The organism is Pseudoalteromonas amylolytica, from assembly GCF_001854605.1.
Taxonomy (GTDB): Bacteria; Pseudomonadota; Gammaproteobacteria; order Enterobacterales; family Alteromonadaceae; genus Pseudoalteromonas; species Pseudoalteromonas amylolytica.
Genome location: NZ_MKJU01000006.1, coordinates 212290 through 225117 on the forward strand (window position 1 = coordinate 212290; position 12828 = coordinate 225117).

The 12828-nt window shown below is 42.3% G+C and carries 13 protein-coding genes; all 13 read left to right on the forward strand.

Going from position 1 to position 12828, the window contains the following annotated elements:
• Positions 1-253: 253 nt before the first annotated feature.
• The 13 genes from BET10_RS02425 (at position 254) to BET10_RS02485 (ending at position 12645) form a co-directional block, all read left to right on the forward strand.
• A complete protein-coding gene (locus tag BET10_RS02425; RefSeq protein ID WP_070983228.1) occupies positions 254-2038 on the forward strand; it encodes a hypothetical protein in 1785 nt (594 codons plus the stop codon).
• 82 nt (positions 2039-2120) lie between these two features.
• Entirely contained in the window at positions 2121-2828 is a 708-nt protein-coding gene (locus tag BET10_RS02430; protein ID WP_070983229.1) for a DsbA family protein, read from the forward strand.
• Between the two features lie 208 nt (positions 2829-3036).
• Positions 3037-3441, forward strand: a complete 405-nt coding sequence (gspG, locus tag BET10_RS02435; protein WP_070983230.1) for a type II secretion system major pseudopilin GspG — start codon at positions 3037-3039, stop codon at positions 3439-3441.
• The gene (locus BET10_RS02440) at positions 3422-5089 is read left to right on the forward strand and encodes a GspE/PulE family protein (protein WP_070983231.1); all 1668 of its coding nucleotides are present in this window, start codon (positions 3422-3424) and stop codon (positions 5087-5089) included. The genes gspG and BET10_RS02440 overlap by 20 nt, the downstream gene beginning before the upstream one ends.
• The gene (locus BET10_RS02445) at positions 5086-6276 is read left to right on the forward strand and encodes a type II secretion system F family protein (RefSeq protein ID WP_070983232.1); all 1191 of its coding nucleotides are present in this window, start codon (positions 5086-5088) and stop codon (positions 6274-6276) included. Before BET10_RS02440 ends, BET10_RS02445 begins: the two co-directional genes overlap by 4 nt.
• A complete protein-coding gene (locus tag BET10_RS02450; protein ID WP_070983233.1) occupies positions 6260-6763 on the forward strand; it encodes a pilus assembly FimT family protein in 504 nt (167 codons plus the stop codon). The genes BET10_RS02445 and BET10_RS02450 overlap by 17 nt, the downstream gene beginning before the upstream one ends.
• The gene (locus tag BET10_RS02455) at positions 6744-7169 is read left to right on the forward strand and encodes a PilW family protein (protein WP_070983234.1); all 426 of its coding nucleotides are present in this window, start codon (positions 6744-6746) and stop codon (positions 7167-7169) included. The genes BET10_RS02450 and BET10_RS02455 overlap by 20 nt, the downstream gene beginning before the upstream one ends.
• Positions 7159-7839 carry a PulJ/GspJ family protein gene (locus BET10_RS02460; RefSeq protein ID WP_070983235.1) on the forward strand — a complete coding sequence of 227 codons (681 nt, stop codon included), beginning with the start codon at positions 7159-7161 and terminating at the stop codon, positions 7837-7839. Before BET10_RS02455 ends, BET10_RS02460 begins: the two co-directional genes overlap by 11 nt.
• A complete protein-coding gene (locus BET10_RS02465) occupies positions 7832-8671 on the forward strand; it encodes a type II secretion system minor pseudopilin (protein ID WP_070983236.1) in 840 nt (279 codons plus the stop codon). Before BET10_RS02460 ends, BET10_RS02465 begins: the two co-directional genes overlap by 8 nt.
• Positions 8672-8677: 6 nt before the next feature.
• The gene (locus BET10_RS02470; RefSeq protein WP_070983237.1) at positions 8678-9631 is read left to right on the forward strand and encodes a hypothetical protein; all 954 of its coding nucleotides are present in this window, start codon (positions 8678-8680) and stop codon (positions 9629-9631) included.
• Positions 9628-10170 carry a hypothetical protein gene (locus tag BET10_RS02475; RefSeq protein WP_070983238.1) on the forward strand — a complete coding sequence of 181 codons (543 nt, stop codon included), beginning with the start codon at positions 9628-9630 and terminating at the stop codon, positions 10168-10170. Before BET10_RS02470 ends, BET10_RS02475 begins: the two co-directional genes overlap by 4 nt.
• On the forward strand, positions 10167-10646 hold the full coding sequence (locus BET10_RS02480; RefSeq protein ID WP_070983239.1) for a hypothetical protein: 480 nt from the start codon (positions 10167-10169) through the stop codon (positions 10644-10646). The genes BET10_RS02475 and BET10_RS02480 overlap by 4 nt, the downstream gene beginning before the upstream one ends.
• 40 nt (positions 10647-10686) lie before the next feature.
• Positions 10687-12645: a secretin N-terminal domain-containing protein gene (locus BET10_RS02485; protein WP_170829095.1), complete on the forward strand. Its 1959-nt coding sequence runs from the start codon at positions 10687-10689 to the stop codon at positions 12643-12645.
• Positions 12646-12828 lie beyond the last annotated feature (183 nt).

Here is a 12828-nt window from a genome sequence, read left to right on the forward strand (position 1 = left end):
AAAGGCATTCAGACAGGATAGAATTTTAAATTATTCTGATAAATTATTAACTTTGTAGAAATTTTAATTTATGATGGGACTTGAATTAAATAGTAGTTCTTATCATAATGTGGGAGCCTAGATTTGATGCTACATGTTATTGCAGTGTCGGTCGGGCCCTTTAAATTATTTAACGTTTTGCTTACTCTGGTATTCAGAGTGTGTAAATTTTAACTGAAAACATAAAGTGTCCACCGGATACATGGAGATAAAAATGAAGCGTTTTAATAAAGTCGCTTTAATCCCTGCTGCAGTTGCCGCTGTATTAGCAGGTAATGCATATGCAGGTACTGAAGCTTGTTTCGAAGTTTACAAAGGCGCTGACGCTCTAGCCGTTACTGCTTTTGACACTATCTACACTGGCGCAGCGTGTGTTGCTGAAGCTAGCCGTACAGGCGCAGCAGCAGACAACTTAGAAGCTACTAACGAAGCTGGTATCGCTTACGAGTTAACTGGTGACCTAACAGTTGATTTCGATGCGGTTGACGGTACTAACACTGACCAACACATCGTTTACATCCCAACGACTGATATCCCTGGTGGTACTAAAATCACTATCGCTTTAACAGGTGCTACTTTTGCTGGTAACTCTAACCAGATCCACCTAGTTAAAGATACAGATGGTGCTGGCGCAGGTACTGACTTCGAAGCGGTTGCTTCTTCAGATGGTACAGTTGATGGTGCTTCAACTATCACGTTCCTAACTAAAGCTGGTATCACAATCGGTGCTGGTACGCGTCTAGCGTTCTCTCGCGTATCGACTGGTGCTGACTCTACAGCTATTGACCCTGTTGGTATCAAGATTGCTAACACGACTTGTACTTCTACAAGCCAAGCGTCTCAATCTGTAACTATCGCAGCTACTTCTGCGGTAACAGATGGTGGTACTGGTTATAACATCCAAGGTGCGGTTTCTAACGCTCAGAAAGTTGCTGATATCTCTCCACAGTTCTACCCGCTATATGCTGGTACTACTGCTGAAGTTCAAGTTAACGCTGAGAGCTCAAACTCTGAAGGCACTGCAATCGTAGCGCGTACTCAGTTTGTATACAATGCAGATGCAACTGACCGTTTAATCGCGACTAGCTCACAAGCTATCTACAAAACTGGTTACTACAACCGTGCATCACTTCTTGATCAAGCAATCACTTTAGATGCTGATGATCACGTTGAAACTGCATTTGTAGCGTCTTCTGAGCCAGGTGCAAACGTTAAAATGCGTCTATACAACGGCCGTACAGCAGCAACTGGTGTTCTTGACACAGCTGTAGAAGTTCAAACAGGTACAACTCCAGGTGCATTCGGTTTGACTCAAGGCACAGCAACTGTGTACAACACAGAAGCGGTAACTCTGTTCACTGAATCAGATGGTGCAGGTGACGTTGAAACTAACCCTCAAACAGCTGCTCCATTACTTGGCGCTGATTACAACGAAATGTTCTACGTTGTTGAAAACAACCCAACTGACGGCATCATGAACTTCAACTACAACGTGACTACTCACTACACGCTTGACTTCGGTACAGCTGGTGAGCTTGATCACTGTGCAGATAACAAAGTTACTCACGAAGTAGGTGTTAACGGTGCGGTTCTTAAAGTTCCTTACGTAGTTAACAGCGAAGGTAACTTCGTACGTATCACTAACGAGCACGATGAGTCTGCAGAAGTAACAGTTGACGTATTCAGTGAATCAGCTGATGGTAACGACGGTACTCGTAAAGTAATGGCTGTAGAGCTTGGTTCAGTTCCTGCTAAGTCTTCAGTAGTTTACTTCGTACCTACACTTATCTCAGAAGCTGTTAGCCAGAAGCAATATGAAGGTGCTGACGGTGGTTACGGTGACCTAGGTTCAAACGGTTCTTTCAGCCCGAACCGTCACTCAGTAACATTCACTGTTACTGCGCCTAAGAACTCAGTACACGGCGTTTCTGTACAGAAAGTTGTTGGCCGTTCTGACCGCGTAATGCCAGTTCTTGACCAAAACGACTGGTCACAGTAATTATTACTTAATTACTAACTTTTAAGTTTGAAAACCCTCGCTTTGCGAGGGTTTTTTTATCTCTTTAAATTGAGGACCTTTAATGAAAAACTGGATACTGCCAATTGCTTTATCATCGGTGTTGGCTGGGTGTAACACGACTCAGCAGGCAGAATTGGATGCATTAAGAGCTGAGGTTGAACAACTTAAGAGTGTTCAGCAACAGGTCGCAGTGAGGGTGGGTTTGGCGGAGTTAGTTAAACCTGAAACCCTTCCTCTATCACAAGAGGGAAAATGGATAGGTGATAAGTCAAATGACGTTGTCGTGATCGAATATACAGATCTTCACTGTCCATTTTGCAAAAAATTTCAGCAAGAAATTTGGCCTGAATTCAAAAAGCAATATGTGGATACAGGTGAAGCTGCAGTATTGGCTAGAGAATTACCTTTGAGCAAGTTACACCCAAAAGCAGGTTATGCAGCGGTATTTTTGCGTTGTACAAATCAACAAGGGCAGTATGAGCAAGTCAAAGATAAGTTGTTTGAGATAGGCAATTCAATCACTCAAGAAACGACTGCTGAAGTTGCGCAGGAGTTTAACTTAGATGAGCAAAAACTCACAACTTGCTTAGCAGATACATCAGTTCATGAAGCCGTTGGCCGCTCAATTTCAGATGCTCAGCTATTGGGGATTGGTGGTACGCCTTCGTTTGTCGTAGGCAGACAAAAAGATGGAATGCTAGTTGACTATCAAGTTATAGTGGGCGGTAGTTTGGAGAAATTAGGTGCTGCGATTAAGGCACTTAAGTAACACGCCAATAGTTCAAAATAATACCGTTGTATGTTAGATTGCAACGGTATTAATACTGCACTTGGAATACATTCAGCTTGGCAGTATTATCGCTTACTAATTTTTGTACCTAGGATATAAGTTTTACCTGAACTTACGCTAGTCTTTGTAGTCCTAGGCGGACAGTAAATTTCAATTTTAACAATATCGCATTATTATGAGCTTTCACATGAAGAAGTTAAGAACTAATAAGGGCTTTACGCTTGTAGAGTTATTAATTGTAATGGTAATACTTGGCCTACTGGCTTCAGTTGTGGCGCCTCGTATGTTCAGTAAAGTCAGCACAGCTAGAGAAGGGACAGCCAAAGCGCAAATGCAAGTATTATCCACCGCTTTGGACTCGTACCGATTAGACATAGGCTACTATCCAAAAGAGCTGAATGAATTACTACAAAGCAACCACCAAATGTGGGACGGTCCGTATTTTCCTAAACAAATTCCGAACGACCCGTGGGGCAACCCGTATAGCTACAAAGCCATTAGTGAAGATGGCACAGAGAAATTTGAGCTAAAGAGCTTGGGGAGAGATGGTAAACCTGGCGGTGAAGGTGAAGATGCAGACGTGGAACTCTAAAGTTCATGCATATATTGCACAAAAGCAAATATTAAACCATGACAGATTGCAGCAACTAGCTGATTTTGAAAAAGACGAGCAATCCAACTTAGAACTGATTTTGTTAAATTCAGGTTGGATTGATGAGGACCAGCTGCGAGATATGTATTGTCAGCTTTTAAACTGCGGTACGTGGGAGCAAGGGCTAGATACATCTAAAGAGTTTATTGAGCACTTAAAATCAACCAATGTTGAGTTGTTGTTAGCCCATAACATGGTGCCTGTGTTTATTGATAGTACACAAATTGATATCGCTTTCTCAAACCCTCATGGTAAAGAAGCGCTCGATTACTTGCGTTTTATTCCACAAAACAAAAGATTCTTTGCAGTTTCTGCCAAAGAACTGGAATTACTAGGCGAACAATGTAGAGCGCTACTTAGCGATGTACCAGATGTGCCCATTTCCACGGATAATCTCAGTGCGCTTAAAGAGCTTGCGCTTGGGGCTCCGACGGTTAACTTGGTTAATAGCCTTATAAATAAAGGGGTTAAGCTGGGTGCATCCGACTTACATATTGAGCCTGTCAATGGCAAATATCGCGCTAGATATCGAATAGACGGTATATTAAAAGAGGCGGACCCAATACCTCATAACTTACAGTTGGCTGTTATTTCAAGAATTAAAATTTTGTCGGGAATGGACATCGCTGAGAAGAGGCGACCTCAAGATGGCAAAATCGAGATGAAAGCCGGTACTACGGACTTGGATATTCGATGCTCAACACTGCCTCTTGGTATGGGCGAAAGTGTTGTTATGCGTTTTCTCATTAAAAACGCAGTTAAGTTTGACTTGAAAAGGCTTGGTTATTCTGAAGACTTAGTAGAAAAAATAAATCAGGATTTAAAAAGAACATCAGGTGTTATTCTGATGACAGGGCCAACCGGCTCGGGTAAAACGACTTCTCTTTACTCTTTTTTAAACCAAATAAATCGTCCGGATATTAAAATCGTTACGTTAGAAGACCCGATTGAGTATCAGCTACCAGGCATAAACCAAGTACAAGTGAACGCTGAAATTGGCTATGACTTCTCAGCAGGTTTGCGCAGCATTGTTCGTCAAGACCCTGATGTTATCATGGTGGGTGAAATACGAGACAATGAAACGGCCAAAATCGCTTTGCAATCAGCATTAACTGGACACCTAGTGTTTAGCACGGTGCATACCAATGATGCACCATCGGCATATACACGTTTAATGGACTTGGGCATACAAGAGTATCTGCTAAATGCGGGCTTAGTCTCAATCATGGCTCAGCGCTTAGCTCGAACTTTGTGTGAACATTGCAAGCAGCCGCTTAGCGAGCTTGAAACGCGGGATTTATACAATAAGTACGCGTTATCTGAGTTGACCGCAGGTGAAATTGCGCCGCTCTATCAAGCTGTAGGCTGTGAGAAGTGTGAGAATACTGGCTATTCTGGTCGAGTGGCATTTTTAGAGTACCTGCCATGTGATGGGGACGTTAAAAAGCTCGCAAAAGATGAGCGCCTGCTAGATAACCTATATGAACTGATGCGTGAGAAAAAGCTACGCTCTCTCAAACAGGATGGCTTTTTGAAGGCGGTAACTGGGCAAACAACCATTGAAGAAGTCTTGAGGGTAGCTGGGTGAGTCAGGTATTTAAATACAAGGCTTGTAATGCCAGTGGTGAAGTTGAACGGGGTGAGATCACTGCTGAAAATGAAGCTGCAGCGCATAGCGCACTGACGTCAAGAAACTTGTTAATTCTAGAGCTTAAGCAAGATAGCGCGAGGGCTATACGTAAAAGAGTATCCTTAAATGAACTTGAGCAGTCAACGAGTCAGTTATCGACTTTATTGCATAATGGTCTGCGTGTTGATAAAGCCCTGGAAGTATTAGCGCAATCAAACAGAAACTCAGCTCTAGGACAAGTTTGGTCTTTGGTATTGAATGAGATTAAGCAAGGGGCGGTGCTTAGCGATGCCTTGGCGAGCCGGCCTGATATCTTTTCTACTTTGTATATCGAAATGGTACGAATCGGTGAAGCAACGGGCAATCTACCACAAGTTTTTGCGAGGCTTAGCCAAAACCTTGAGTTCCAGAGCGCGCTGCGCAGTAAAGTGATTCAAGCCTCAACATACCCGCTGTTCATTCTGGTTGTATGCCTTACTGCTATTTGGGCTATTTTTAACTTTGTTATTCCTAGTATGTCATCGATGTTTGACAATGGTGCTGCGGTACCACAGTACACACAATTGTTGTTGGATATGTCCAGCTGGGTGCAAAACTATCAAGTGCATTTATTGGTCAGCATATTGTTAGCTGGGGTTGGGCTATATAGTGCGCTGCAAAAAGCTTCGTTAAGGGCCGCTTTATTTGCTAGTGTTATAAAATTTCCCATCGTAAAGCAAATAGTCAATCACTCAGATCGCATTAAATTCTCGACAGCATTGCAGTTGACGTTGGAAAGTGGAGTGAGTTTGTCAGACAGCTTAGAGCTGGCTATGCAGACCGTTGCAAACCCCAATTTACAGGCAAAATTAGGCAAAGTCGCAACCGTTGTCAGTAGTGGCGGAGTGCTTAGCCATGAACTTAAACACTTGGGGCTATATGATGAGGTTGCAGTTTCACTTGTAACGGTAGGTGAGGAAAGTGGTAGTCTTGCAAGCTCTTTTAACGAGATTGCTAAACGTTCGCGGAACAGTTTTGAAAGTTGGCTGACAAAATTTACAGCACTGTTAGAACCTTTACTCATTCTCATAATGGGTGGTGTTGTTGGGTCGGTTGTGATTATCATGCTACTTAGTATAGTGTCTATGAATGATGTCTCCTTCTAAGCATTCTGGCTTTACACTCGTAGAGCTTTTAATTGTGATAGTGTTAATCGGTTTAACCAGCTCTGTAGTACTACCTAATATGTGGAAGCAGTTTGAGCAAGTAAAACGTTACTCCGAAAAGCAGCAGCTGACGTCTTTGCTGCATTATGCCAAACAATACGCGGTGTATTCAGGCAAGAGGCTGGAGATTAAAGTCGCTGAAAACTCAATCGAAGTGCGAGAAGTCAAAATCTCGGCTCAGCAAAACATACCTCAAAACACAGAGATGGCACCTAAGGCTTTCGATGAGTTTATAAATACACCAAAGCAAGACAGCGAAAATGAGCAAGATGTGGAAGGTGTCAAACCCTTAAAGCTTATCTCATTTGCTTATATCGGTTTTGAGAAAGAGGCAACTGTTGAAGTATCATCAAAAACTTACTTTCTTGATAAGAGTATCACCTTTGTCCATATGAATAGCCAGCAACGTGAAACCATTCAGTTTTAATAATCAAAAGGGCATGACCCTGATAGAGGTATTGATCGCATCAGTGATCTTGTTTATCTCTATTAGTGCTATTAGCTATGTATCCAAAGCGATGCTGCTTAATGAAATGCGTCTATCCAGAGCAACTGAACGTGCTTTTGTTTTTGAGTATATTCAAGATGAGGTAAGTTATCGCTTCGAATACGAGCGACAGCGCGAGGGGGAATATCAATTTGCGGGCTCTACCTATTTTTGGCAGGTAGAGGTGTTATCGGAAAAACCTGTGATGACAGAACTCGCTGCGGATGGAGAAAGCTCAGTTGCCAACGGCACGATGGTTCTATATGCAACTTCTGTCTTTTCTCAGTTGTCACCAAGCCCTAAGAAAATAGCAGAGTTTAAGAGTGTGTATTGGCGTGAACAATGATAAAGCAAAGGGTTTCACCCTAGTTGAAGTTTTGATCGCAATGACGATTTTTTCTATGGTCATAGCTCTAGCAGTAATGAGTTATCGCTTTTCATTGCAGCAGCTTACCAAAGAGCAGACGAATCATAATGTTGAACAACTCTCTAAAGTAAAACTCGTAAACCGTGCGATTCGCGCAGCGACTCCTTACGGTTACCGCAAGGAACTGAGAGAGAACGTGCCTTTTTTTGTAGGTACTCGTAACAGCTTTAGCTTTGTCAATCGTTCACCCATACTTATCTCTTCACCTGTAAGCATTGCGACTTTGTATCTAAGTGGGAAAGAAATACGCTACTGTGAGGCTCCTTTTGGCTCCGTTTCATTAGAGCACTATCGTTTTAACCGTGACGACTGTGAGCAACACCTGACCTTTATGAGCGTTAGCAAAGCTAACTTTGAATATTATGCTTGGAAAGATTGGCTGGAGCTGAGCAATTATTATTCCCCCTACTTTAATATTGCAACAAAACCTAAGCCGCGTTGGAGCGCAAACTTTGATGCATCAGAGCGTCGTATTATGCCAATTTTTGTCAGGCTAAATGTAAGCCAAGAAACCAAAGAGCAAGAGGAACAGCTTATATACAAGTTGATGCGTGTACCTCCTTCATTGTTTGGAGTTTCCAGTGAGTAACTATCCATCAAAAAATCAAGGCGCAGCACTGTTGCTGGTATTAATGATTGCCGCGGTGATGGCGAGTATCATGATCTATATGTCTGAAAAAGGCGCTAATTCAGCTCGAATGGCTAACCTGATCAAACAACATAGTCAAGCTAAGCTAAGAGTAGATAGCGCACAAGCAGAACTCATCAACGAACTGATGACCACATCACTTGGTATTCTTGGGCCAAATGGTAGTTACAATGGTATTAAGCCTGAAAACCCATCGGTAACAAATTTTGTCGGTGAGCCAACTCATCGAGATAGGCTAACCGTTACAGTCCAAGATGTTAGTGGTTTAGTGTCGATATCTCCAATGAACGAAAAAGCGTTTGAAAGACTACTCAGACACTATGGGGCATCATCGGACGATGTGATCCGGATTCAAGACCGAGTTGATGATTGGCAAGATGCAGACGGCTTACGCCGAATTGAGGGCGCCGAAAAAGGGGACTATCTGCAAACTTACCTTCCAGCCAATACTGATATACAGATGATCGAGGAACTCAGGTACATCCTTGAAAACGACAGCCTATATGAACAGATTCAGCCTTTCTTAATGGTTGGTAGCTACCCTGATATTGTTCGACAATTTACACCTAAATCTTTATACTCTGCCTTTGGTTTTGAGGGTAAGGTATCGGAACAAAGTAATGTTGAAGGCGTCGAAAGCCCGCTATCCAGTGGTAAACTTTTAATTCAAATTTCTCACAACGAAGCAGTAATGTACTCAAAGCGGTTCATCTTTGAAAGAGGGATTGGTTTTCGACCATATTTTATAAGTAATGAGCAAATAGTGGACTAGTTCATAATGTTGGCTAATCGAAATATAAACGACGCATCTGAGTACGTGGTGCATAAAAAGTTCTTTTTGAATCGTCACAAAGAGCTTGTGGAAGTACAAAATCATGCGCCAAAAATAAAGCTCGCTGAAGCGTGTGTTATTGATCGAGATTTATTCTGGGCGACCACAAGGCACTACCCAAAGTCATCTCTCAAAGAGGTCTTCAATATTGTTAAAGCACAAAGCAAAGAATTGCCACCTTTCGAGGGGATGTTTTTATGGCGCGCTAGGGATTTGGGGGCTGCACAATTCAGCATCGATTATTTCGTTATCCCAAAAGAGAACTTTGAACTGATCCCTGACTCATGTCAGTTTGTGTTACCCCTTTATAACGATACCGATGAGCAAACACAGTGGCCACTGACATTGTCTTATGCTAGTGATGACTCTCATGATCTCAAAAAGGCCCCGATTCCTTGGCTAGATTTGATTGGGCTAAGAATCACCAGAGAGAAAACTAAGTCACAGCAACGCTTGTCAACAACTCGATTGATGTATGGCTTGCTGGCAACAGGTGTATTTACCGTTGCTACTCTATCTGGTTATATTTATTGGACCCAAATGAATTTACAGTCGGCGAAGACGCAGAACCAAGTGCTGGTTAATGAGTCTTTGGAGATGCGCCAAAAGTATAATCGTGAGGTTACATCTGTTACTCAGTTGCAGACATTTTTGCAGCAGAACCCGAATGTTCTAGCTCGGCTCGCACGTCTTAATTTGAACTCGCAAGGTGTCATTTTTGACAGAGTGACAGTGAACCCTAAAGGAGTTGAACTTCGAGGCGTGACAGATCAATCAGCTACGGATTTGCTAAAACAAATTGTTGCGTCAGATGTAATAAAAGAAGCGAAATTCTCAGGTCCGGTAGTGAAACAGAAAACGGGCGGAGAAGGCTTTACAATTGAAGTGGAGTGGCTGTGAACTCAAGAGAAGAAATACTAAAAAAGTGGGGGGGCGCAGCGATTGCTCTGCTTGTGTCGCTGGAGTTTGTTGTGTTCCCTTGGCTGGATTGGGTTGAACACTCAAAAAACGAAATTCTCAACGCTCGTACATTTGCAGCAAAACAAAATAATGTCGCTAGCCAGTATGCAGATATAGAAAGCAAATTGGCTGAATTGAAAGAGCAAACTGCACTTTATGCTCAGTTACCAACACTGGAGAAAAATCAGGATCCAGCCTTGCTTTGGCTTGAAGTGGTTGATGCAGCTATTGCGAGAGTGGAAGCCACGGTTAAAAATAAAGCGCCACAACGTGCTGTTGTGATCAATGACGATTACTCTGCGTTTACGGGCAGAATAAGTGCTTCGGGTGAATATAATAAAATTCTTAATCTACTGGATGAGTTGGAGAATATTTCACAAGGGAATCGTGTAAGGCAAGTATCTCTTAATCAGCATCGTGCGAAGCGCGGAGAAGTGACTGCCAATATTGAATTTGTGAGGGTGTACAGAACAAAATGAAAAACCTTCTAATTTTATTTGGTGTGGTGATCGCCGCACTGTGCTGGATGGCACACGTAGTGATTTCATCCTACCCAGATGTTAATGACAAAGAAGTGGCACTGGCGGATATTTCTATTAAGCAGGATATGCCGCTTGATATAACCGCATTATCTAAGAATTTAGGTGTTGAGTTTATTGCTCTGGATGCAAAAGAAGTTGATTTTCCTCAATTCTTAGAAGCAAAGTTCTCATTAAATGCGATATACACGTCGGGTGATCTTGCGGTAGCAAGAGTGAAAGTGAGCCAAAGTAACAGCAATGAAATACTGAATCTTCGAGCGGGTGACACCTTGTATCAATACCAAGTAGTAAAGATTGACGTGAACAGCATAACACTGTCGACAAATGATAAAAATACAGAAGCTGTTCAGTTGAAAATGTTCAAGCCTCTAACAGTGTCAATCAAGACACCTGAGACTAATGGAGAAGTTTAGAATGATTTTAAAGCCTTCGAAGAAAGCTTGCTTGGCGCTTATGTCAATAATATTGGTTTCAGGCTGTGCCAGTAAAACAGGTCTACGAGATAAAGATTTACAGATAGAAAAATCATTGCTGAGTAAAAAGCAGTCTCAGGCGAGTACGCCTGTTGAAAAGCAAGAGCAGGTAAGTGCGGTCAGAGATTTTCGCGAGGTGCAAGTTGAAGATTGGGGGGGCATTACCCGTCTGAAGGAAGAGGCGAAAATAGCTCCTAAATTAGAAGGGCCTGCGATCACATTTTCTGCGGATGAAATGCCAGTAAAAGAGTTTGCCAATAAAGTATTTCAAGAGTTATTGGGTATCAATTACGTTATGTCTCCGCAGCTGTCTGCCTCAAAGGATACCATTACTTTAAACCTCTCTTCAGAGATTGCACGTCCCGAGTTCTATCGCGTAGCGATGAAAGCGTTGGAAGAAAGCGGTGTAACAAGTTACAGAAAAGACGAGATCCTCTACTTGTCGAAGTCATCTGGAGCAGCTCAAAAGAATTCAATCGCTGTAGGAATAGGTAATAAGGCAGAAGACGTGCCCGATGTCGCTGGTTCAATTACCCATATTGTGCCTTATATCTATAGTAGCAGCAGAAACGTCTCAAGTATTTTAAGCAAGCTTTCTACCGCGAAAGTAACAATTAACTCGATGCAAAAGCTAATTGTGCTTGAGGGTGAGAGAGCCGAAATCGCTCGTGCAATTAAAATTATCAATATGTTGGATGTACCAAGAGCATTTGGCAGAGAGATCCGTTTATTTGAATTTGCGCATATTTCGCCAGTAGAAGGCATAGAGCAAATCGACAAGTTATTACAAGAAGATGGTTTAGAAATCTCAAAGCAGGGTGATGTTTCTTTTGTTCCTTTGCCACGCATCAATTCGTTTGTAGCTTATGCAACTAACCAAGAAACTATTGAAAGAATAGGTTTTTGGGCAAGAAAAATCGATGTGCCTTTAGCGGGAGATGAAAGACAGTACTTTATCTACAAACCTAAATATGCAAAAGCAGATGATATGCGAGAAGCACTCTCAGTGTTGCTGCAAGGGCGCTCTCAAGGTGGTAGTAGTTCAGATGGTGCCGAGAAAAAGTCAACAAGTGCTAAAAGCTCAAATGTACAGTTTAGTTTAGACAAGCAACAAAATGCATTGATTTTCTATACAGATAAAGATGAATATCGCTTAATTGAGTCATTGTTGAAGAAAATGGATGTACTGCCAGGTCAGGTGATCTTAGATGTAACTATTTTAGAAATCACTCTGACGGATGAAATGTCTTCGGGCATCAAGTGGCTGTACAACCAAACAGGTGCAACGGGCAGTGATTCATTAACCCTAGATGCAGCTACAGGTGCGTTATTTGGCCAAGTTATTTCAGGTGATTGGAAAGCAGAATTTAACTGGAATGATGCAATTGGAGATGCGCGAGTATTATCACGACCGTATTTCATTGTTAGAGATGGGGAATCGGCGACGTTAAGCTCTGGCGATCAGATCCCTATCATCACACAGACGGTTGAGAACATTGGAAACAACAACTCGGTGTCAAACTCAATACAGTATCGTTCTACGGGTGTAAATGTATCGATCACACCGATTATCAACTCACAAGGTGTTGTAACACTCTCAGTGTCAATGTCAGTGAGTGATGGTAAACCAAATAAATTGGGCGTCTCGTCTCCAACCATTACCAACCGCTCAATTACGACTGAGGTGCTCTCTGGTGATGGGCAAACGGTTGCCTTGGGTGGCCTTATCCAAGAGAAGAAGAGTGACTTCGTCCAAGGGGTTCCTGGGTTAAGTGAACTGCCAGTATTGGGGAATTTATTTAAAGCCAAAGAAGACTCGATGCAAAGAACAGAGTTGATGATGCTAATCACAACAAAAGTGGTCAAAAATGAATCTGAGGTGGATGAATTTGGCGAAGCGATTTCTGAGTTATACAGCGCGCCTATCATAATTAAATAGTAACAGTAGTTGTACTAGCTCAGACTTGATCTGACAGTTACCCGTTTTTCAACCGGTACTGTCAGTTTAGATTTGAGCTAAACTCTTCTCAGTTTATTAACACCAAGCGATTTTGTCGTATTTTAATTACCACGCGATTTTGTCGTAATCGCTAATTTTGCTTATGGAAGCGAAGTAAAACCT

Bases quoted from the DNA above. Each gene is read 5' to 3' on its own strand.
- gspG (WP_070983230.1), top strand. From the start codon at position 3,037: ATGAAGAAGTTAAGAACTAATAAGGGCTTTACGCTTGTAGAGTTATTA.
- BET10_RS02450 (WP_070983233.1), top strand. From the start codon at position 6,260: ATGATGTCTCCTTCTAAGCATTCTGGCTTTACACTCGTAGAGCTTTTA.
- BET10_RS02485 (WP_170829095.1), top strand. From the start codon at position 10,687: ATGTCAATAATATTGGTTTCAGGCTGTGCCAGTAAAACAGGTCTACGA.
- BET10_RS02470 (WP_070983237.1), top strand. From the start codon at position 8,678: ATGTTGGCTAATCGAAATATAAACGACGCATCTGAGTACGTGGTGCAT.
- BET10_RS02430 (WP_070983229.1), top strand. From the start codon at position 2,121: ATGAAAAACTGGATACTGCCAATTGCTTTATCATCGGTGTTGGCTGGG.
- BET10_RS02440 (WP_070983231.1), top strand. From the start codon at position 3,422: ATGCAGACGTGGAACTCTAAAGTTCATGCATATATTGCACAAAAGCAA.
- BET10_RS02480 (WP_070983239.1), top strand. From the start codon at position 10,167: ATGAAAAACCTTCTAATTTTATTTGGTGTGGTGATCGCCGCACTGTGC.
- BET10_RS02425 (WP_070983228.1), top strand. From the start codon at position 254: ATGAAGCGTTTTAATAAAGTCGCTTTAATCCCTGCTGCAGTTGCCGCT.